This window comes from Rhizobium laguerreae, from assembly GCF_002008165.1.
In the GTDB taxonomy this organism is placed as follows: Bacteria; Pseudomonadota; Alphaproteobacteria; order Rhizobiales; family Rhizobiaceae; genus Rhizobium; species Rhizobium laguerreae.
Genome location: NZ_MRDM01000029.1, coordinates 330,874 through 352,408 on the forward strand (window position 1 = coordinate 330,874; position 21,535 = coordinate 352,408).

Genomic DNA, 21,535 nt, shown 5'->3' on the forward strand with positions numbered 1-21,535 from the left:
TAGAATAAGGCCGAGGACGCGGCTGTCAAGGAAAATGACGTGTCCGCCGACGCTCTGAAAACGTAAAGGGCGCGCTCCTTCCAAAGCGCGCCTGTCTCAAAGAGATCAGAAATTCGCATTCGATTTCAATCCTGAAGGATCGAATAGCTGATCTGTCGCAGGCGTTCCGGATCCGCGACGGCGTCGATCGCGACGATCTTGCCATCGGCGATCGTCAGCGTCACCGCGATGCGAGTCTGGCCCCCGGTGTGCACGACGAACCCAAGCTCACCGTCGACAACGGCGGCCTCCGCCGCCTGCGCCCGACCCTTGAAGGCCTCAGCCACATCGGTCGAGCCGCGCATTTCGCCAATGCCGTATCGGGCCGCCGTCGCATCCGGGCGGAAGACGACATCGGGCGAAAGCACCGCAAGCAGCGCCTCCAGATCGCCGTTGCGGGAGGCGGCAAGAAAGGTCTCGGCGATCGTCCTCTTACGCGCGAAATCGACATCAGGAGTCTCGTCCAAGCCCTGCACCCGGCGGCGGGCGCGGCTTGCGAGCTGGCGGGTGGCGGCGGACGAACGGCCGATGATCGGCGCGATCTCATCGAAGGGTAGATCGAACATGTCGTGCAACACGAAGGCGACACGTTCGGCGGGCGCCAGCGTCTGCAGCACGACGAGCAGCGCCAGACCGACCGAATCGGCAAAGGCGGCTTCGCGCTCGGGATCGTTCGCCGGATCGGCGATCCCAGCATGAACAGGCGCCTCCAGCGGCTCCTCGCGCCGGGTCTTGCGGGCGCGCAGCATGTCGAGACAGATGCGCGCCACAACCGTGGTCAGCCAACCGACGAGATTGCCGACCCCTGTCGTATCCGTGCGGCTAAGCCGCAGCCAGGCCTCCTGAACGGCATCCTCCGCCTCGCTGCGCGAGCCGAGCATGCGATAGGCTGCGGCCCTCAGATGCGCTCTGTTCGCCTCGAATTCTTGAGTCAGCCATTTTTTCTCGTCCATGTGTCACATTCCTCCGCTGCGTTCCGTCAAGGCAATGACGCATGAAACCCGGCCGATGTGACAGCGCCGGCGGATCGTCAAACACGAAACGTATGAGGAGACATATCATGCAGGAGAGAATGGAAAATCCCGCCCTCGTCCTTCCCGCGGCCATGCAGGCTCTCAATGCGCTCAGCAAGGTGCCGACCGAAACCGGCCTTTCGCCAAAGCTGCTCGAACTCGTCAATCTGCGCTCCAGCCAGATCAACGGCTGCAGCGTCTGCATCGATGGCCATTGGCGCATTGCCCGTAAACATGGCGAAACCGATGAGCGGCTCTTTGCCGTCGCTGGCTGGCGCGACGCCCCTTATTATAGCGATGCTGAACGCGCCGCGCTTGGGCTCACGGAGGCGATCACCCGCCTTAGCGATCGGCCGGATCCGGTGCCGGATGACGTCTGGGACGAAGCGACACGGCATTATGACGGCAGGAGCCTTGCGGCACTCGTCATCGCCATCGCCAACATCAATGTCTGGAACCGGCTGAACATCGCCACCCGCCAGATCGCCGGGGCCTGGAAGCCGTAAACGGCGAGGTCGCCGGCAGCGCGCACCCCTGCGCCGCCGGCGACCATCATCCCTAATCAGCAGGCTTCAGGCCATGCGAAACAATCGGTCGTTCAGATGATGCCGCCGCCGCCGGCAGCGGATGCCGGGCGTTCGGCCGCTACCTTCTTGCGATAACCGCTGGCGCGGTAAACGGCGATCGGGTCGATCGCGCCGCCAGCCCTGCGGCGGGCTTCGGCCAGGATAGGCTCGACATCGGCGCGATAGGCGCGCTTCAGCGTTTCCGACGCCATCAGCGCGTCGTTGTCGTCCTGGTAGCCGGAGAGCGCCTTGCGGTCGACAAGCAGCGCCTGCGCATAGGCACGGCGGATTTCGTTGGCGCTGTTGATCAGGCTTTCGATCGGGTCGGTGACATTGTGCGACTGGTCGATCATATGGGCCGGGTTGAAGTCGTTGACGCCGCGCTGCTCGGCGTCGACCAGTTCGTTGAAAACGAGGAACAGCCGGTAGGGATCAATCGCGCCGGCGTCGAGATCGTCATCGCCATATTTCGAATCGTTGAAGTGGAAACCGCCGAGCTTGCCGAACTGGATCAGCCGGGCGACGATCATCTCGATATTGGTATTCGGCGCATGGTGGCCGAGATCGACGAGGCAATAGGCCTTGGGGCCGAGCGTCTGGGCGATCAGGTAGTTGGTGCCCCAATCCTGCACGATGGTCGAATAGAAGGCCGGCTCGTACATCTTGTGCTCGGAGAACAGCTTCCAATCGTCGGGCAGCGCCTTGTAGATATCCGCCATCGAGGCGAGGTAACGCTCGAAAGCCTTGGTGAAATGGCTCTGGCCGGGGAAATTCGAGCCGTCGCCGATCCAGACCGTCAGCGCCTTGGAGCCGAGCGCCTTGCCGATCTCGATGCATTCGAGATTGTGCTCGACCGCCTGCGCCCGCGTCGCCGCGTCGGTGTGGCTGAGCGAGCCGTATTTGTAGGAATGGGCCTGGCCAGGCGCATCGGAAAAGGTGTTCGAATTCATCGCATCGAAGCCGAGGCCGAGCGCGTTACCCTTGGCCTTCAATTCGCTAGCATCCGCCTTGTCCCAGGGAATATGCAGCGAGACGTTCGGGGTCGCCTGCGTCAGCTGGTTGATGACGGCGCAATCGTCGAGCTTGTCGAAGATGCCGCGCGGCTCGCCGGTGCCGGGGAAACGGGCAAATCGCGTGCCGCCGGTGCCGACACCCCAGGAGGGAACGGCAACGAAGAATTCCGCAACCTGGCGGGTGATCGCCTCGATATCGACGCCGCGACGGGCAAGCGTCGCGCCCAGTGCCTCGTAATCGGCTTTCAGCGCGGTTGCCCGCTTGTCGTTTTCAGTCGCGACCAGATCTGGCGCAATCCTGGAATCTGTCATCTATTCCTCCCTGGTCGCGAACCATAGGGCACGGTTCGCGTTCAAACGCTTACATGTCTTCAAACGAAGGAGCTACGATGGACGTTCTCCGCATTCTTCTTGCGATCATCCTGCCGCCCCTTGGCGTATTCTTGCAGGTCGGGATCGGCCTGCATTTCTGGCTCAATATATTGCTGACACTCTGCGGCTATCTGCCGGGGATCGTCCACGCAATATGGGTGATCCTCCGGAAATAGCTCTATCCGTTTGCTTTACGCGTTCCGGACGCAAACCGCTGCACACTGTTGCTGGAATTTCTCTAGCGCGTAAAACTCTGCACGTTGCCGGCATCGACGTTGATGATGTTGCCGGTCGATTTTGCCGAAAGGTCCGATGCGAGGAAATAGATCGCCTCGGCGATATCTTCCGGAAACACGTTGAGTTTCAGCATCGAACGCTTGCGGTAATGTTCCTCGAGATCGTCCACCTCGATCTTGGACGAGGCGGCGCGCTGCTCGCGCCATTCGCCGCTCCAGATCTTCGAGCCGCGCAGGACGGCATCCGGATTGACGGTGTTGACGCGGATGCCGGCATCCGCGCCCTCCAGCGCCAGGCAGCGGGCGAGATGGATTTCGGCAGCCTTTGCGGTGCAATAGGCAGATGCATTCGGCGAAGCGGCTAGACCGTTTTTCGAAGCGACGAAGATGACGTTGCCGCCGAGCGCCTGACGGCGGAACAGGCGGAAGGCTTCGCGCGAGACGAGGAAATAACCGGTCGCGAGAATATCGATATTGCGGTTCCACGTCGCAAGCTCGGTCAGTTCGATCGGCGCGGAGGAGGCAATGCCGGCATTGGAGACGAGGATATCGATGCCGCCGAATTCGACGCAGGCTTCCGCGAAGGAGGCGATCACCGCATCTTCCTTGGTGACGTCGAGCCGGACGCTGCGCACGGCGTCAGCGCCGAACTTCTTGACGAAATCGGCTTCGGTGCCTTCGAGCGCTGCCTGGTCGATATCGGCAAGCACCACGCAGGCGCCTTCGCCGACGAGGCGTGCGGCCGTCGCCCGGCCGATGCCGCCGGCGCCGCCGGTGACAAAGGCAACGCGGCCGGCAAGGCTCTTTGGCTTCGGCATGCGCTGCAGCTTGGCCTCTTCAAGCAGCCAATATTCGATATCGAAGGCTTCCTGCTCGGGCAGGCCCTGATATTCGGAGACCGTCGAGGCGCCGCGCATGACGTTGATGGCGTTGACGTAGAATTCGCTGGCAATGCGGGCCGTCGCCTTGTCGCGGGCAAAGGACAGCATGCCGACGCCGGGCACCAGAAAGATGACGGGATTGGCGTCGCGCATGGCGGGCGAATTGCCATGCTTGCAGTCGTTGTAATAGCGGGCGTAATCGGCGCGATAGTCTTCCAGCGCCTTGTCGAGACCGGAAACGATCGCGTCGACATCCGGCTTGGCCGGGTCGAAATCGACGATCAGCGGACGGATCTTTGTGCGCAGGAAATGGTCAGGGCAGCTGGTGCCGAGCGCGCCGAGCGGGCGCAGATCGCTGGAGTTGACGAATTCGAGCACGGCGTCCTGATCGTCGAAATGACCAAGCTTGCGCTCCTGCTTGCCGATGCGGCCGCGGATCTCCGGCATCAGCCGGGCGGCGATGGCGCGGCGTTCGGCGACCGGCAGGCTTTGTGCCAGCGCGCCACCGAAAATCGTCTTGCCTTCGGTCTTTTCGGCAAACCAGACGATCGCCTTGTTGATGATATCGAGCGTCAGCTCGTAGCAGGCTTTGGCATCGTTCGCCCAGGTGAAGAGGCCGTGGCTCTCGAGCACGACACCCTTGGCATTCGGGTTTGCGGCAACAAATGCGCCGAGATCGAGGCCGAGCTGGAAGCCCGGACGGCGCCAGGGCAGCCAGCCGATCGCATCGCCGAAGATCTGCTGCGTCAATTCCTTCGAATTCTTCGACGCGGCGATCGCGATGATCGCATCGGGATGCATGTGGTCGACATGAGTGAAAGGCACGAAACCGTGCAGCGGCGTGTCGATCGAGGCGGCACGGGCGTTCAGGTTGAAGGTGCAGTGCGGCAGGAAGCCGACCATGCGGTCCTCGTCCTCGACACCCTTGTAGATGCTCTTCAGCGATTCCAGCTTGTCCTGGTAGAGCGTCGCGAAACCGTCGAGCTTAATCGTGCCGACGTCGCCGCCCGAACCCTTGACCCAAAGCACCTTCACCTTGCCGCCGGCCAGCGGATCGGTTTCCATCACCTTCGCCGAGGTGTTGCCGCCGCCATAGTTGGTGATGCGCTTGTCGGCGCCGAGCAGGTTGGAACGATAGAGCAGCTTGCCAGGCTCATCGAGGCCCGCCGCGTAAGCATCATCCCACCGGTTTTCCAGAAGCCGGACGTTCGCCGCCATGTCATCCTCCCATATGAAATCATCATCGGAGCGCAAAGTTCGCGCCCCTTTTCGCAGACGGTATCGCTCATCAAAACCGCGGTTGTCAATCGAAAACGATCAAATTCGATTATTGTGCAGCGCAATATGAAAATTTTTGATCGTTTTTGATTGACACATTGTCATATGTGCGAAATAAACGATTGAAGGAGGACCCCATGCACGAACGCGAACGCCATCGCATTATTCTGAGCGCCGTTCAGGAAAAGTCCGTCGTGACGGTTCAGGATATTTCCGAACTGACCGAGGCTTCCGAGGCGACGATCCGGCGCGACATCGCGGCTCTTCATGTTCAGGGCAAGATCCGCCGTGTGCGCGGCGGCGCCGAGGCCGTGCATCCACCGCAGCTCGGCAATCTCGCCGGGCGCCCCTTCCGCGTTTCGGAATCGGTCAATATCGACAAGAAGCGCGCAATCGCACGCCAGGCAGTCGAGCTTTGCGATCCGGGCGACGCGATCATCATCAATGGCGGTACGACCACCTTCCAGATGGTGCATTTCATGGCGGCGCACCGCCTGCAGGTAATGACCAATTCTTTCGCCATCGCCGAACATCTGGTCAAGCATTCGAAGAACACGGTAACGGTGCCGGGCGGCGCGATCTATCGCGAGCAGAGCCTGATCCTCTCCCCCTTCGACAATGACGCGATCCGCAATTTCTACGCCCGCCGCTTCTTCATCGGCGCGCAGGGCATCGGCCCGCTCGGCATCATGGAAGCCGACGCGCTGATTATTCAAAGCGAACAGAAGCTGATGCATCAGGCCGACGAATTGGTCGTCATGGCCGATTCCAGCAAGTTCCATCGCCGGTCGAGCCTCATTCTGTGCCCGCTCGAGCGTGTGTCTACGATCATCACCGATGACGGCATTCCAGAGGAAGCCGTCAGGATGATCGAGAATGCCGGCATCAGGCTCATTGTCGCGAGCCCGGCCGCCCAGGCAATCAAGGAGGATTCCTCGTCGGTCGCATAAGGCGCCGGGGAGGTGTGAAGAGTGTCAATCAAAGTGGGAGGATGAAAGCATGAAACTCGCAAAGAAACTCGCAATCGGCGTGGCATTTGCCGTCGCGATGATGGCCGGCACGGCAAGTGCTGCCGACATCAAGATCGGCCTCGTCGTCAAGTCGCTTGGCAACGGCTTCTTCGATGCCGCCAACAAAGGCGCGCAGGAAGCCGCCAAGGAACTCGGCGGCGTCGAGGTCATCTATACCGGTCCGACGACGACGACGGCCGAAGGTCAGATCGAAGTCATCAACTCGCTGATCGCCCAGGGCGTCAGCGCCATCGCCGTTTCGGCCAACGATCCCGACGCGCTCGTTCCGGCGCTGAAGAAGGCTGCACAGCGCGGCATCAAGGTCATCTCCTGGGATTCCGGCGTCGCACCTGAAGGCCGTATCCTGCAGCTCAACCCGTCGTCCAACGAGCTGATCGGCAAGATGTGCCTGACGCTCGTCAAGGACCATCTCGACGGCGGCAAGGGTGACTTCGCCATCCTGTCGGCAACGACCACCTCGACCAACCAGAACATCTGGATCGACCAGATGAAGAAGCAGCTCAAGGATTTCCCGGGCCTCAACCTCGTCACCACTGTCTATGGCGACGACCTCTCGGACAAGTCCTATCGTGAAGCCGAAGGCCTCTTGAAGGCGAACCCGAACATCAAGGTCATCGTCGCTCCGACGACGGTCGGCGTTCTCGCCGCGTCCAAGGTCGTCGAAGACAAGGGTCTTGTCGGCAAGGTCTACGTCACCGGTCTCGGCCTGCCGTCCGAAATGGCCGGCGCGATCAAGTCGGGCGCGACGAAGGAATTCGCCATCTGGAACCCGATCGATCTCGGCTACTCCGCAACGCAGATCGCCTATCGCCTCGTCAAGGGCGAGACCGACGGCAAGCCGGGCAGCGAGATAGAAGTCGGCCGCATGGGCAAGATCAAGGTCGGCGACAATGGTGAAGCCGCCATGGCCGATCCCTTCGTCTACAATGCTTCGAATATCGACCAGTTCTCCAAGGTCTTCTGATCCGGAGCCGACGCATAAAAGCCGGCGGCCTGATGGCCGCCGGGATTCTCATTCGACACTGGTAGAAGCTTGATGAACGCTGCCTTTCAACAAACCGCCACGGACAGCAAAACCGGTGATGCGCCCGCCATTCTGGAAATGCGCGGCATCTCACAGATCTTCCCGGGCGTGAAGGCGCTCGACAATGTCAGCATCGCGCTGCATCCCGGCACGGTCACCGCGCTGATCGGCGAAAACGGCGCAGGCAAATCGACGCTCGTCAAGATCCTGACCGGCATCTACAGGCCGAACGAAGGCGAGATCCTCGTCGATGGCCAGCCGGTGACCTTTGCCAGCGCCCAGGCCGCGATCGATGCCGGCGTCACCGCCATCCATCAGGAAACCGTGCTGTTCGACGAGTTGACGGTTGCCGAAAACATTTTCCTCGGCCACGCGCCGCGCACGCGCTTGCGCACCATCGACTGGCAGGCGATGAACAGCCGTGCGAAGGCGCTGCTGACCGCGCTTGAAAGCAATATCGATCCGACGATCCGGCTGAAGGATCTCTCGATCGCGCAGCGCCATCTGGTGGCGATTGCGCGCGCGCTGTCGATCGAGGCCCGCATCGTCATCATGGACGAACCGACGGCAGCCCTTTCCCGCAAGGAGATCGACGATCTCTTCCGCATCGTGCGGGGCCTGAAGGAAAAGGGCAAGGCAATCCTCTTCATCAGCCACAAGTTCGACGAAGTGTACGAGATCGCCGACGATTTCGTCGTCTTTCGCGACGGCCGCGCCGTCGGCCAGGGCCGGCTCAAGGAAACGCCGCAGGACGAGATCGTCCGCATGATGGTCGGCCGCGACGTCGAGAACGCTTTTCCGAAGGTCGACGTCGCCATCGGCGGCCCGGTTCTCGAGATCCGCAATTACAGCCATCGCACCGAATTCCGCGACATCTCCTTCACGCTTCGCCAGGGCGAGATTCTCGGCATTTACGGCCTGATCGGCGCCGGGCGTTCGGAACTGTCCCAATCGCTCTTCGGCATCACCAGGCCGCTCTCCGGCACCATGATGCTCGAAGGCCGCGAGATCACCATCCATTCGCCGCAGGATGCGATCCGCGCCGGCATCGTCTATGTACCGGAGGAACGCGGCCGCCACGGGCTGGCGCTGCCGATGCCGATTTTCCAGAACATGACGCTGCCTTCGCTTACCCGCACCTCGCGCCGTGGCTTCCTCAGGGCGGCAGAAGAATTCGCGCTCGCCCGCAAATATGCCGAACGGCTGGACCTGCGCGCCGCTGCTCTTTCCGTGCCCGTCGGGACGCTGTCGGGCGGCAACCAGCAGAAGGTCGTCATCGGCAAATGGCTGGCGACGGCGCCGAAGGTCATCATCCTCGATGAACTGACCAAGGGCATCGACATCGGCTCGAAGGCGGCCGTGCACGGCTTCATCAGCGAACTCGCCGCCGAGGGCCTGTCGATCATCATGGTCTCGTCCGAACTGCCCGAAATCATCGGCATGTCGGACCGCGTCCTGGTGATGAAGGAAGGTCTTTCCGCCGGAATTTTCGACCGCGCCGAGTTGTCGCCGGAAGCGCTGGTGCGCGCCGCCACCGGCAATGCATAAGGTAAGAGCATGGCAAGACTGATCAGAAAACGCGAAACCCTGCTGTTCCTCATCATCGTGGTGATGATCGCGATCTTTTCGACGCGCGCTGCCGATTTCGCAACGCCGGAGAATCTCGCCGGCATTTTCAACGATACCTCCATCCTGATCATCCTGGCGCTGGCGCAGATGACGGTCATCCTGACGAAATCGATCGACCTGTCGGTCGCCGCCAACCTCGCCTTCACCGGCATGGCGATCGCGATGATGAATGCCGCCTATCCCGACCTGCCGCTCGTCGTGCTGATCCTTGCCGCGATCGTCATCGGCGCCTGCCTCGGCGCCATCAACGGCTTTCTCGTCTGGGCGCTCGAAATCCCGCCGATCGTCGTGACACTCGGCACGCTCACCATCTATCGCGGCATGGCCTTCGTGCTGTCGGGCGGAGCGTGGGTCAACGCTCACCAGATGACGCCGGTCTTCCTGTCGGTGCCGCGCACGCCGATCCTCGGCCTGCCGGTTCTCGGCTGGGTGGGCATCGTCATCGTGGTTCTGATGTATATCCTGCTCCGATACACCCAGTTCGGCCGCTCGGCCTATGCCACCGGCGGCAATCCGACCGCGGCCGTCTATGCAGGCATCGATACGGGCTGGACGAAATTTTTGGCCTTCGTTCTGTCCGGCGCACTTGCCGGGCTTGCGAGCTATCTCTGGGTATCGCGTTATGCCGTTGCCTATGTCGATATCGCCAATGGCTTCGAGCTCGACAGCGTTGCGGCCTGCGTCATCGGCGGCATTTCGATTGCCGGCGGCGTCGGCTCGGTCGCCGGCACCGTGCTCGGCGCGCTCTTCCTCGGCGTCATCAAGAATGCGCTGCCGGTGATCGGCATTTCACCCTTCACGCAGATGGCGATCTCCGGAACCGTCATCATTCTCGCCGTCGCCTTCAACGCCAGGCGTGAGCGCAACCGCGGCCGCATCATCCTGCGCGACCGCGCCGCAGCCGAGATCAGAACGGAGGCCGCAGCATGAGCACCGTGTCCACACACCAAAAGCGGGTCATCCCCGACCGCCTCGGCACACCTTTTCGCCGTGTCGTCGCGAGCTGGGAAGTGCTGCTCTTTGCCGTCGCCGTCCTGATCTTCATCTCCAATTCGCTGGCTTCGCCCTATTTCCTCGATGCCTGGAACCTCTCGGACGCCACCTTCAACTTCACCGAAAAGGCGATGATCGCCTTCGCCATGGCGCTGCTCGTCATATCGGGCGAGATCGACCTCTCGGTCGCTGCGATCATCGCGCTCGCCTCGACGGCGATGGGCGCGGCAGCGCAGGTCGGCATCGGCACTCCGGGCCTGGTGGCGATCGGCATCGGCACCGGCCTTGCCTGCGGCATCTTCAACGGAGTGCTGGTCTCGGTGCTGAAACTGCCGTCGATCGTCGTCACGATCGGCACGATGAGCCTTTTCCGCGGCATTTCCTATATCGTGCTCGGCGACCAGGCCTATGGAAAATACCCTACGGATTTCGCCTATTTCGGCCAAGGTTATGTCGTCTGGGTGTTCTCTTTCGAATTCGTGCTCTTCATCGTGCTGGCGATCCTTTTTGCCATCCTGCTGCATGCGACGAATTTCGGCCGACAGGTCTATGCGATCGGCAACAACGACTTCGCCGCCCGCTTCTCCGGCATTCCGGTCGAACGCGTCAAATTCATCCTCTTCCTGCTGACCGGCGTCATGAGCGGCGTTGCCGCCGTCTGCCTGACCTCACGCCTCGGCTCGACCCGGCCGTCGATCGCCCAGGGCTGGGAACTCGAGGTCGTCACCATGGTCGTGCTCGGCGGCATCTCGATCCTCGGCGGTTCCGGCACGATCGTCGGCGTCGTCATCGCCGCCTTCGTCATGGGCCTCGTCACCTTCGGCCTCGGCCTGCTGAACGTGCCCGGCATCGTTATGTCGATCTTCATCGGCCTGCTTCTCATCATCACCATCGCCATCCCGATCATCGCCCGCCGCATCAAGGTCATGAGCTCCCGATGACTTTAGAAAAACACGCCTTCAAAATGCAGCTCAATCCCGGCATGGAAGCCGAATACCGCCGGCGGCATGACGAGATCTGGCCGGAATTGGTCGATCTCCTGCACAAGTCAGGCGCCAGCGACTATTCCATCCATCTCGACCGCGAGACCAACACGCTGTTCGGCGTGTTGACGCGGCCGGCCGACCACACGATGGCGAGCCTGCCGGACCATCCGGTCGTGAAAAAGTGGTGGGCGCACATGGCCGATATCATGGCGACCAATCCCGATAATTCACCGGTCCAGAGCGACCTGGTCACCGTCTTCCATATGCCATGAACGCCACCTCCTATCGCCGCATCGCCGTCCTCGACATCGGCAAGACCAATGCCAAGGTCGTCGTGCTCGACAGCGAGACCGGCGCCGAGATCGCTATGTTGAAACGGCCGAATATCGCGATCAAAACCGGCCTCTATCCGCATTACGACGTAGAGGCTCTCTGGTCCTTTGCGCTCGATGCGCTGAAGAGCCTTGCGCGCGAGCCCGGCTTCGACGCCATTTCGATCACCACCCATGGCGCCTCCGCAGCACTCCTTGCCCGGGACGGCACGCTTGCCATGCCTGTCATCGACTATGAACACGAATATCCGCAGGAAATCCGCGACGCCTATGCGCGGCTGCGCCCCTCCTTCGACGAAACCTTCTCGCCGCGCCTTGCCATGGGTCTCAATGTCGGCGCGCAGCTGCACTACCAGAAGACCGCCTTTCCCGAGGAATTCGCCGAGGTGGCGACCATCCTCACCTATGCGCAATATTGGACGGCGCGGCTGACCGGTGTTGCCGCCAATGAGCTGACTTCGCTCGGCTGCCATACCGACCTCTGGAACCCGAGGGCCGGTAGTTATTCCTCGCTCGTCGACAGGCTCGCCATCCGCGACCTCATGGCGCCGATCCGCTCCGCCTTCGAAGCACTCGGCCCGGTCCTGCCCGACATCGCCGCGGAGCTCGGCCTCACGTCCCCCGTGCCAGTCTATTGCGGCATTCACGATTCCAACGCCTCGCTGCTGCCGCATCTGGTTCATCGGGCAGCACCCTTCGCCGTCGTCTCCACCGGCACATGGGTCATCAATTTCGGCGTCGGCGGCGATCTCGATCAACTCGATCCGAAACGCGATGCGCTCGCCAATGTCGATGCCTATGGCCGCGCCGTCCCCTCCTCGCGTTTCATGGGGGGACGGGAATTCGAGATCCTGTCGGCCGAGATTGGCCCTGTCGACGAAAAAGCCGCTCAGGCGGCAATCGGCCCGGTAATCGGAAAGGGCATGATGCTGCTGCCGAATATCGCCCCCGGTTCAGGACCTTTTCCGGGAAAGGCAAGTCGTTGGATCGGCGCCGAAGAGGCAAGCCGCGAGGAGCGCTCTGCCGCTGCCTGTCTCTATCTCGCCTTGATGACCGATGCCTGCCTCGGACTGATCGGCGCCAAGGGCCCCGTGATCGTCGAAGGGCCTTTTGCGCTGAATGGGACCTATCTCAAGCTGCTCGCCGCCTTGACTGGCCGCGAGGTCATGGCCCTTCCCGGCTCGACCGGCACCAGCCAGGGTGCCGCCCTTCTCACCGGCATCCGGCCGGTATCGGGTGCCGAAACGCATGTTCCGCCGACTGCCATCTCCGGACTGACCGCCTATCGCACCCGCTGGCACGCGGCGATGAAATAGGAGTCTTTCCAAAAGCGGCCTTGTTCGTCCCTGCCTTCTCGTTAGTGTGGCACCTCGAAAATCAGGTCGAGGAGATAGCATGACAGAGAGATTCGATCCGCGCACCCTTGCAGCCAGGCTTCACAGCCTGCGACAGGCCGGCCGGCAGGAGGCAACGGACACTTTCGCGCTGCCAGCCGATCTCCATCAGGCGATGGAGGCGCAGAATTTGCTCACTGCTGCAGACCATATTTCGAGCAATGCCTGGAAAGTCACGGTCTCTCCGCAGGGCCAGGCGGTCACCGCTCCGTTGTATCCCTATGCCAAAGCCGTCTCGGGCGCTGACATTCCCTGGTATCCGGGCCTGAAATTCGAGACCGAGATCGCCGTCCGTCTCGGCGGCGACCTGCCGGTCCGCTCGGGGATTCCCTACAGCCGCGCCGAGGTGGTCGAGGCAATTTCCGCTGTCTATCTCGGCGCCGAGCTGCTGGTCAGCGCCGTGAAGGAAAGCGGCAGCGTTTCGTTTCTGCTGTTCGTCGCCGACCGCCTCGGCAATAGCGGCTATGTGCTCGGCCCGGAGGTCGAAAAAAGCGTTGTCGATACCGCCGCTGGCACGCCGCTCAAGGTCACCCATGCCGGCCGCACGATCTATGACGGTCCGGCCCAGCATCCGAAGGGCGATGTTCTCACCTGGCTCGTCGATTATGCCAATGACGGCTTGCGCCCCGAGACATCGCTGAAGGCTGGTGCGCTGATCACGACAGGCACGTTGAGCGGTGCGATCGAACTGACCGAACCCGGCGAGATCGACATCCTGCTCGGCGACATCAGGCTCAGCTTCTCTGTGTCGAAGGCTTGATTTGACCCTGGTTTTTCCCCGGTTTGGTGCCGGATTTGGTAATTGCCATCCGGTTGCGCCTGCGGTAATAAACTTGAGTACAAATTGAAGGTTTGCTTCCGGCGCATGGCCGGGGGCGGAAGTAGAAATGACGTTTCAACCGCGGATGCAGAACAAGATCCAGGGCTTCTCCGTCATCGGCGGCGTGCATCGCCGCCTGTGGAACGGTATCGTCGCCGATGTCTGGGACGTGGAGTGCGCCTCCTATGCCGGCGGCTATTATGTCTCGCGCGACCCGCGGCTGTTCATCATGCTCGACAAGCGCGGACCGGGCAATTCGCGTGTCAAGCTCTCGCCAAAGGCGCAGGGTGCCATTCAGGATACGGAAAAACGGCCGATCTCCTATGTACCGGCCGGCATGGAAGTCTGGGCCGATCTGACCGACGTGCATTCGGTGCGCCATCTCGACCTCCATTTCGATGCCGACACCATCAGCCGCAGGCTAATGGAGGATATCGATCCGCGCCGTCTCGAAAGCCCTCAGCTTCTGTTTTCCGATGAGCGGGTGCTGTCGCTGGCACAGCTCGTCGCCGCCGAATGCCTCAATCCGGAGCCGCTGCACGATCTCTATGGCGACGGCCTGGCATTGGCCATGATCATCGATGTCCTGAAGATTGCCAAGGCGATGCCGCGCAAACGCAGCAGGTTGGCCTCCTGGCAGCTTCGGCGCGCGACCGAATTCATCGAGGAAAATTGCCTGCGCAATATCCGCCTCGAGGAACTCGCCGGCCTCACCGGCCTGTCTCAATCGCATTTCAGCCATGCCTTCAAGGCCTCGACCGGCATCGCTCCGCATCAATGGCAGACCAATGCCCGGCTCGACAGGGCCAAGCGGCTGCTTGTCGAAAGCGAAAATGCGTTGACCGCAATCGCCGCCGAAACCGGCTTTGCCGATCAGGCGCATTTTACCCGCGTCTTCCGCAAGCATGTCGGCATCACGCCGGCGAGCTGGAAGAAGGCACAAGTTGCCTGATTGCAACGCTTGGCGGGCATTTGTTTGCAACGCGGAGAATTGCCCAAAAACGTTCAATTTTCCCCGATCGCGACAATCCACCCCGGTAAAACTGAGTTAATCACTCATCTTATTCAGGGCTTCGCCGCACGCTAGGCATCGCGCGGCACGAGTGGGGTATAGGAAATATGCGCGGGCAGACCAGGGGTCTCAATTTCGAGGTAATTCTTTTGGCAGGCGCCGCGGTCGCCGGTCTGATGGCGGGCTCCGCCGCGGCACAGGAAGCGAATTCGACTGAGCTCGCGCCGATCGTCATCCAGGGCGGCGGCGATACCGCCACCAGTCCGGTCAAAGGCTATGTCGCCAAGAACTCCTCCGCCGGCTCGAAGAGCGACACCCCGCTCAACCAAATTCCGCAATCCGTCTCCGTCATCGGCACGGAAGAAATGGACGATCGCGGCATCACCAACAAGATCGACGAGGTGCTGCTTTATACGCCTGGCGTCACGTCGCAGCCCTTTGGCGGCGACGGCGATACGGATTGGTTCTACATTCGCGGCTTCGATGCCGGCCAGACCGGCGTCTTCTTCGACAATCTAACGCTTTTCAGCTACGGCTTCGGCGGCTTCCAGCTCGATCCCTTCATGCTGGAGCGCGTCGAGGTGCTGAAGGGCCCGGCCTCCGTGCTTTACGGCGGAGCAAACCCCGGCGGCATCGTCAATCTCGTCCGTAAGCGCCCGCTCGACGAACCGCTCTTCTATACCGAGATCGGCATCAACAGCAACGGCAACGCCTTCACCGGCTTCGATGTCTCCGACAAGGTCGGCTCCAGTGGAACGATGAGCTATCGCATCACCGGCAAGGTTGCCGGCGGCGACAATTATTCGGATTTTTCCGAGGATCTGCGCGGCTTCATCATGCCGCAGCTCACCATTTCGCCGGATGACAGCACGAGCCTCACGGTCTGGGGTTACCTCGCCGGGCTCGACCAGGTGCATACCGGCAACGGCTTCTTCCCCTATGTCGGCACCGTCGAGGATGCGCCTTTCGGCAAGATCGACCGCGACGCCTTCTATGGCGAGCCCGACATCGACAATGGCAGCTATGTGCAGAAGATGATCGGTTACGAATTCGAGCATGAATTCGACAATGGCATCAGGTTCTCACAGAATGCGCGCTACGGCCATCTCGATAAGCATGAGATCGGCCCCTACCTGAACGGCTGGGTCGGCGGCGTGCCGACGGGTCCGGACTACCAGCTGGCGCGCATCGGCTTCGAAGGCCGCTCGGGGGTCGATAGCTTCTCGATCGACAACCGGCTCGAAGGCGAGACCGAAATCGGCGGCGCCACGCATAATCTTCTCGTCGGGCTCGACTACACCTATTACCGCCTGGAAAATTGGCAGGCCTGCTGCGGCTCCAATTCGATCAGCGCGACTGATCCCATCTATGGCACGACACAGGGCGCCAATTTCGTCTATGCGGACGGCGTCGTGACCAAGAACCAGATCGGTGTCTACACCCAGGATCGGATCCATTTCGGCGATGGCTGGCTGCTGACGCTCAACGGCCGCTACGACTATGTCGATATCGACCAGGACGCCGTAATCGGCACGACCTACAGCACCAACGACAGCGCGCTCAGCGGCCGTATCGGCCTTGCCTACGAATTCGACAACGGCCTGACGCCCTATGTGAGTGCTGCGACTTTCTTCAACCCGCTCGTCGGCACCGGTGTTTCCGGCGCGTTGAAGCCGGAAGAGGGCGAGCAGTTCGAAGGCGGCATCAAGTATGAGCCGGCCTTCATCGACGGCTCGCTGACCGCCTCGGTCTTCCACATCACCAAGCGCAACAACACGGTGACCAATCCGCTGACCTTCGCCCAGAGCCAGCTCGGCGAGGTGGTTTCGCGCGGCGCCGAACTCGAAGGCAAGGTCAATATCAACGAGAACTGGAAGGTTCTCGCATCGCTCGCCTATACCGACATGGAGGTGATGGAGAACGACGCCAATCCGGCGCTGGTCGGCAATTCACCCTATATCGTCCCGAAGGTGACCGCCTCTCTCTGGATCGACTACACGCTGACGACAGGGGCTTTCGAGGGCATGAGCTTTGGCGCCGGCGTCCGCCATCAGGGCTGGTCCTGGGCCGATGAGGCCAATACCGAGAAGGTGCCGGCCGCAACCATCTTCGACGCTGCGATCCGCTACGAGAAGGAAAATTGGGGGGCCTCGCTCAATGTCGCGAACCTCTTCGACAAGGAATATGTCAAGGGTTGCGGCGGGCTGACCGTCTGCGGTTACGGCGATGCCCGCACCGTCACCTTCAAGCTCAGCAGAAAGTGGTAAGTTGACAATCTGAGTTTAGTTTTGCAGGAACCTGTGGGGAAAGGGAGGGCCTGCCCTCCCGAACCCGTTGCGGCGCCGAACTGGAGCAGACTATGCCTTCGCCTTTCCTTGCCCTGTCGGCGATAGATTATGCCATCGGGCCGAAATCCATCCTGTCCGACATCGACCTGACGCTTGAGCGCGGCCGCATTTACGGACTGGTGGGGCCGAACGGGTCCGGCAAGAGCACTCTTTTGAAGATCATCGCCCGCCAGGTCGCGCCGAAATCCGGCGCCATCTCCTTCGACGGCAAGCCGGCGGGTGACTGGGGCAGCCGGGCCTTTGCCCGGCACGTCGCCTACATGCCGCAATTCACGCCGGCGACCGACGGGATGACCGTGCGGGAACTTGTGGCGCTCGGCCGTTTTCCCTGGCATGGCACGCTTGGCCGCTTCACCTCAACGGATCGCAACATGGTCGAGGAGGCGATCGTCCGCACCGAGCTCGAGGAATTTGCCGATCGTCTCGTCGCCAGCATGTCCGGCGGCGAACGCCAGCGCGCCTGGATCGCCATGATGCTCGCCCAGGACGCCCGCTGCCTGCTGCTCGACGAGCCGACGTCGGCTCTCGACCTCGCCCATCAGGCCAGCGTTCTCTCGCTGGTCAAGGAACTCAGCCATGAACGCGGGCTGACCGTCATCATCGTGTTGCACGATATCAACCTCGCCGCGCGCTATTGCGACGCGATCATCGCGCTCAACCGCGGCCGGATCACTGCCGAGGGCACGCCCTCCGAGATCATGCAGGCCGACACGCTGCAGTCGATCTTCGGCGTCGGCATGGGCGTCTTCCCGCATCCGGTTCGAAACGAGCCGGTCAGCTATCTGTTGTAGGCAATGGCGTATTTCTCCCGCAGACAGTTTCTGGCCGGTGCGGCGGCCTCGCTCTCCGTCCCCGCGTATTCGCGGGCGGCGGAGAGCGTGCGCGTCGCGACGCTCGATTGGGCGCTGCTCGAAACCCTGCTGGCGATCGGGGCGAATGTCGTTGCGGCAACGGAACTGCGCCAATTCCGCGAGGTGGCGATCACGCCTGACGTGCCGGCCACGACCGCCGATCTCGGTCTGCGCGGCACGCCGAATTTCGAGGTGCTGCGGTTTGCACGCCCGGACCTGATCTTCAACTCGAACTTCTATGCCTGGGCAGACGAACGCATACGTGGGGTCGCGCCTGTGGAAAGCCATGCGATCTACAAACCCGGCGAAAGCCCCTTCGCGCTCGCCGAACAGGCCACACTTGCAATCGGCGAGCGCCTGCAGCTTGCCGCAGCGAGACAGTTGACTGAAGAGCTTGGAGCCAGGCTCGACCGCTACCGGGCTCTCCTTGCCGCCGGCGACGGGCGCCCGGTGATCCCGATCAATCTCGGCGATGCCAGGCATTTCCGCGTCTTCGGCTCCGACAGCATGTTCGGCGAGGTGCTGAAACACGTCGGCCTCACCAATGCCTGGCAGGCTCAGACCAGCTACTCGGCCGCCGCTCCCGTCGGCATCGAGATATTGGCATCGATGCCCGACGCCTGGATCGTGATGATCCCGCCACAGCCGGCCGATGCGCTCGCCACGCTCGCGACCAGCAACTTCTGGAATGCGCTGCCGGCCGTGCGCGAGAAGCGCGTGCTGATGCTCGGCTCGATCAATCCCTATGGCGCACTGCCGGCCGCGGGGCGCTTTGCCGATCTTCTGGCGGAGGGGCTTACGCATGCATGGAATGGTTAGCCGCGCCAAGCTCGCAGGAAACGCGGGCACGCCCGCCTTCGCGATATTACTGCCCGTACTTTGCATTGCGGCCTTCGCACTCCTCATCGTAAAGCGTCCTGAGGTTCCGCAGGGCGATGCCGACGCAGCCATGCTGAACGGTGTGCTGCTCTGGAACAGCATCATGCCCCGCGCCATGCTGGCATTGATCGCGGGCGCGGCACTCGGCCTTTCCGGCACATTGCTGCAACGTGTCCTGCGCAATCCGATCGCCGATGCTTCCACGCTCGGGATTGCCTCCGGGGCGGAACTGGCAATGACTGCGGCCATGGGCTTCTCGCCCCTGCTCATCGGATTTTCGCGTGAGATGGCCGCCTTCGGCGGCGGTCTCGCGGCTGTCGCCATCGTGCTGGTTTTGAGCTGGCGGCGCGGGCTCGATCCGCTGACCGTGGCACTCTCCGGCCTGATCGTCAGCCTGATCGCCTCGGCCCTCAGCGTCACGCTGATCCTGTCGCGCGGCGAATATGCCATGTCGATCCATATCTGGGGCGCCGGTTCGCTCAGTCAGCAGGATTGGAACGGCGTACTCTCGCTCGGCCCCCGGCTTACCCTCGGCTTTGCCGCCGCTCTTCTCCTGGTGCGCCCGCTCCGCATCCTTGCGCTCGACGACAGCGGCGCCAGGAGCCTCGGCCTTGCCCTGCATTCGACACGCCTCGCGATCGTCGCACTCGCTGTCTGGCTCGCCGCCTCGGTGACGGCAGAGGTCGGGGTGATCGGCTTCGTCGGGCTAGCAGCCCCCGCGATCGCAAGATTTGCCGGCGCGCGCAGCACAGGCAAACTGATGCTGACAGCGCCGCTGACCGGGGCCGGCCTGCTCTTCCTAACCGATTGCCTCACCCAGATCCTCGGCCCCGGCTTTACCGATCTTGCCCCGACGGGAGCCGCGACCGCCCTGCTCGGCGGTCCCTTATTGCTCTGCCTGCTGCCCAGCGTGCACTCCGTTTCCGCCATTGCCGCCCAGTCGACCGCAGCGCTGAACAGGCTCACCAAGCCGCTTCTGGCCCTTGGCGCGCTCTTTACTTCCTTCGCCCTGATCTTTGCCGTCGTCCTCACCCTCGGCCCTGCCGAGGACGGCTGGCATATCGCGACCGGCTCGCTCTTGACCGATCTCCTGCCCTTCCGACTGCCGCGAACGGTTGTGGCAGCCGGGGCCGGAGCCATGCTGGCGGCAGCCGGCTTCATCATGCAACGCGTCACCGGCAATCCGATCGCTAGCCCCGAAGTGCTGGGCGTCAGCAGCGGCGCCGGTGCGGGCCTGACCGTGGCGCTCTTCCTCTTCGGCTTCCCCTCCGCCATCATCATGCTGCTTGCCATGGCGCTCGGCGCGCTGACCGCCTTCCTTGCGATGATCGCCATATCAGTCCGCGCCCAATTCTCGCCGGAACGCATGCTGCTAGCCGGCGTCGGCATCGGCGCCTTCGCCATGGCGATTGTGACGATGGTGCTCGCCCAGGGCGATATGCGCGGCTATATCCTGCTGACATGGCTTTCCGGCTCGACCAACCGCGCCGGCGCCTTCGAAGCCTGGACGGCCATCGTCTCGCTCGTCGTGCTGACAGCACCCTTGCCCTTCCTCAGCCGCTGGCTGACGATCCTGCCGCTTGGCGCCGGGCCCAGCCGTGCCATCGGCCTTCATGTCGGGGCAAGCCGACTGGCGCTTGCCGTCCTCGCCGCGCTGATGACGGCGATCGCCTCCTTCCTTGTCGGACCACTCAGCCTCACCGGTCTCATTGCGCCGCATCTTGCCCGGCTTGCCGGCTTTCGCGCCCCGGGCCACCAGCTGGCGGCGAGCCTTCTCTTCGGCGCCGGCGTGCTGATGGCGGCGGACTGGCTGTCGCGCGTCGTCATCTACCCCTACCAGGTGCCGGTCGGCCTCTTCGCGGCGCTGATCGGCGGCCCCTATCTCATCTGGCTGCTTTCGCGAAAGGAGGTTCAGCAATGATGGCTAAGCGGTTCACGGCGCGCTGCGGTGCTGCTTACGCCTTCTCGCGGAACATCTCGATGATGGCGGAAAAGTCCCTTCCGCCATGTCCTAGTTTGTCGAAGAGCGCATAAAGCTGCGCTGCTTCCGCGCCAAGTGGCGTGGAGGCGCCGCTCGCCAGCGCCGCTTCCTGTGAAAGCCTCAAATCCTTCAGCATCAGTGCCGCGGCAAAACCCGGCTTGTAGTCGTTGTTCGCCGGCGAGGTCGGCACCGGTCCGGGCACCGGGCAATAGGTATTGATCGACCAGCACTGGCCCGACGAGGTCGAGGCGACGTCGAACAGCGCCTGATGCGATAGGCCGAGCTTTTCGGCAAGCACGAAGGCTTCGCAGACGCCCACCATCGAGATGCCTAATATCATGTTGTTGCAGATCTTCGCCGCCTGGCCGGCGCCGGCCTCGCCGCAATGGACAATCTTCTTTCCCATGGCCTCGAGGATTGGTTTTGCCTTGGCGAAGGCGTCTTCCGAGCCGCCGGCCATGAAGGTCAGCGTGCCCGCGGTCGCCCCGCCCGTGCCGCCGGAGACGGGAGCGTCGAGCGACAGGCAGCTTGCGGCCTTGGCCATCTCATGCGCTTTGCGGCTGCTTTCGACATCGATGGTCGAACAATCGATGACCAGCGTGCCTTGCGCGGCGGACTGCAGGATATCGGTCCAGGCCGTCAGCACGTGTCTGCCTTGCGGCAGCATGGTGATGATGATCTCCGCATCCTTGACCGCCTGGCTGGCATGGCTTGCCGGCTTGACGCCCCTCTCCTCGGCGGCCTTCAGTACCGAAGCCGCCAGATCGAAGCCGAGGACCTCGTGACCTGATTTGACCAGATTGGCCGCCATCGGCCCACCCATGTTGCCGAGGCCGATGAATGCGATCCTTGCCATG

The 21,535-nt window shown here is 62.4% G+C and carries 19 protein-coding genes; 15 read left to right on the plus strand and 4 right to left on the minus strand.

Features of this window, described 5'->3' with window-relative positions; translation table 11 throughout:
* Positions 1-125 precede the first annotated feature (125 nt).
* The gene (locus BS630_RS28905; protein WP_077980125.1) at positions 126-992 is read right to left on the minus strand and encodes a sigma-70 family RNA polymerase sigma factor; all 867 of its coding nucleotides are present in this window, start codon (positions 990-992) and stop codon (positions 126-128) included.
* 107 nt (positions 993-1,099) lie between these two features.
* On the opposite strand from BS630_RS28905, the gene BS630_RS28910 reads away from it, so the two are divergent.
* A complete protein-coding gene (locus BS630_RS28910; protein WP_077980126.1) occupies positions 1,100-1,558 on the plus strand; it encodes a carboxymuconolactone decarboxylase family protein in 459 nt (152 codons plus the stop codon).
* 92 nt (positions 1,559-1,650) lie between these two features.
* Here the strand turns inward: BS630_RS28910 and rhaI are convergent, their stop codons facing one another.
* The gene (rhaI, locus tag BS630_RS28915; protein WP_077980127.1) at positions 1,651-2,943 is read right to left on the minus strand and encodes an L-rhamnose catabolism isomerase; all 1,293 of its coding nucleotides are present in this window, start codon (positions 2,941-2,943) and stop codon (positions 1,651-1,653) included.
* Positions 2,944-3,020: 77 nt separating this feature from the next.
* On the opposite strand from rhaI, the gene BS630_RS28920 reads away from it, so the two are divergent.
* A complete protein-coding gene (locus BS630_RS28920) occupies positions 3,021-3,179 on the plus strand; it encodes a YqaE/Pmp3 family membrane protein (RefSeq protein ID WP_032991071.1) in 159 nt (52 codons plus the stop codon).
* Positions 3,180-3,241: 62 nt separating this feature from the next.
* Here the strand turns inward: BS630_RS28920 and BS630_RS28925 are convergent, their stop codons facing one another.
* Entirely contained in the window at positions 3,242-5,338 is a 2,097-nt protein-coding gene (locus BS630_RS28925; RefSeq protein WP_077980128.1) for a bifunctional rhamnulose-1-phosphate aldolase/short-chain dehydrogenase, read from the minus strand.
* Positions 5,339-5,535: 197 nt separating this feature from the next.
* On the opposite strand from BS630_RS28925, the gene BS630_RS28930 reads away from it, so the two are divergent.
* From BS630_RS28930 to fhuB, 13 genes are all read left to right on the plus strand, one after another.
* Positions 5,536-6,348, plus strand: coding sequence for a DeoR/GlpR family DNA-binding transcription regulator (locus tag BS630_RS28930; protein ID WP_003547829.1), 813 nt, complete (start codon positions 5,536-5,538; stop codon positions 6,346-6,348).
* A gap of 49 nt (positions 6,349-6,397) precedes the next feature.
* Entirely contained in the window at positions 6,398-7,393 is a 996-nt protein-coding gene (gene rhaS, locus BS630_RS28935) for a rhamnose ABC transporter substrate-binding protein (protein WP_003553864.1), read from the plus strand.
* A 72-nt stretch (positions 7,394-7,465) separates the two neighbouring features.
* Positions 7,466-9,001: a sugar ABC transporter ATP-binding protein gene (locus tag BS630_RS28940; protein WP_077980129.1), complete on the plus strand. Its 1,536-nt coding sequence runs from the start codon at positions 7,466-7,468 to the stop codon at positions 8,999-9,001.
* Between the two features lie 9 nt (positions 9,002-9,010).
* Complete coding sequence (locus BS630_RS28945) at positions 9,011-10,012, plus strand: ABC transporter permease (protein WP_077980130.1); 1,002 nt, start codon at positions 9,011-9,013, stop codon at positions 10,010-10,012.
* Complete coding sequence (locus BS630_RS28950; RefSeq protein ID WP_077980131.1) at positions 10,009-11,016, plus strand: ABC transporter permease; 1,008 nt, start codon at positions 10,009-10,011, stop codon at positions 11,014-11,016. The genes BS630_RS28945 and BS630_RS28950 overlap by 4 nt, the downstream gene beginning before the upstream one ends.
* The gene (gene rhaM, locus BS630_RS28955) at positions 11,013-11,333 is read left to right on the plus strand and encodes an L-rhamnose mutarotase (protein ID WP_003553870.1); all 321 of its coding nucleotides are present in this window, start codon (positions 11,013-11,015) and stop codon (positions 11,331-11,333) included. The genes BS630_RS28950 and rhaM overlap by 4 nt, the downstream gene beginning before the upstream one ends.
* Positions 11,330-12,709, plus strand: coding sequence for an FGGY-family carbohydrate kinase (locus BS630_RS28960; RefSeq protein ID WP_077980132.1), 1,380 nt, complete (start codon positions 11,330-11,332; stop codon positions 12,707-12,709). The genes rhaM and BS630_RS28960 overlap by 4 nt, the downstream gene beginning before the upstream one ends.
* A 79-nt stretch (positions 12,710-12,788) precedes the next feature.
* Positions 12,789-13,547: a fumarylacetoacetate hydrolase family protein gene (locus BS630_RS28965; RefSeq protein ID WP_077980133.1), complete on the plus strand. Its 759-nt coding sequence runs from the start codon at positions 12,789-12,791 to the stop codon at positions 13,545-13,547.
* A gap of 127 nt (positions 13,548-13,674) precedes the next feature.
* A complete protein-coding gene (locus BS630_RS28970; protein WP_077980134.1) occupies positions 13,675-14,559 on the plus strand; it encodes a helix-turn-helix domain-containing protein in 885 nt (294 codons plus the stop codon).
* 167 nt (positions 14,560-14,726) lie between these two features.
* Complete coding sequence (locus BS630_RS28975; protein WP_077980135.1) at positions 14,727-16,886, plus strand: TonB-dependent siderophore receptor; 2,160 nt, start codon at positions 14,727-14,729, stop codon at positions 16,884-16,886.
* A 92-nt stretch (positions 16,887-16,978) separates the two neighbouring features.
* On the plus strand, positions 16,979-17,758 hold the full coding sequence (locus tag BS630_RS28980) for an ABC transporter ATP-binding protein (protein WP_077980136.1): 780 nt from the start codon (positions 16,979-16,981) through the stop codon (positions 17,756-17,758).
* 3 nt (positions 17,759-17,761) lie between these two features.
* On the plus strand, positions 17,762-18,637 hold the full coding sequence (locus tag BS630_RS28985; RefSeq protein WP_077980137.1) for an ABC transporter substrate-binding protein: 876 nt from the start codon (positions 17,762-17,764) through the stop codon (positions 18,635-18,637).
* Positions 18,630-20,618, plus strand: a complete 1,989-nt coding sequence (gene fhuB, locus BS630_RS28990; protein WP_077980138.1) for a Fe(3+)-hydroxamate ABC transporter permease FhuB — start codon at positions 18,630-18,632, stop codon at positions 20,616-20,618. Before BS630_RS28985 ends, fhuB begins: the two co-directional genes overlap by 8 nt.
* Positions 20,619-20,652: 34 nt before the next feature.
* Here fhuB and mmsB read toward each other — a convergent pair whose 3' ends face one another.
* Positions 20,653-21,534, minus strand: coding sequence for a 3-hydroxyisobutyrate dehydrogenase (gene mmsB, locus BS630_RS28995; RefSeq protein ID WP_077980139.1), 882 nt, complete (start codon positions 21,532-21,534; stop codon positions 20,653-20,655).
* Position 21,535 lies beyond the last annotated feature (1 nt).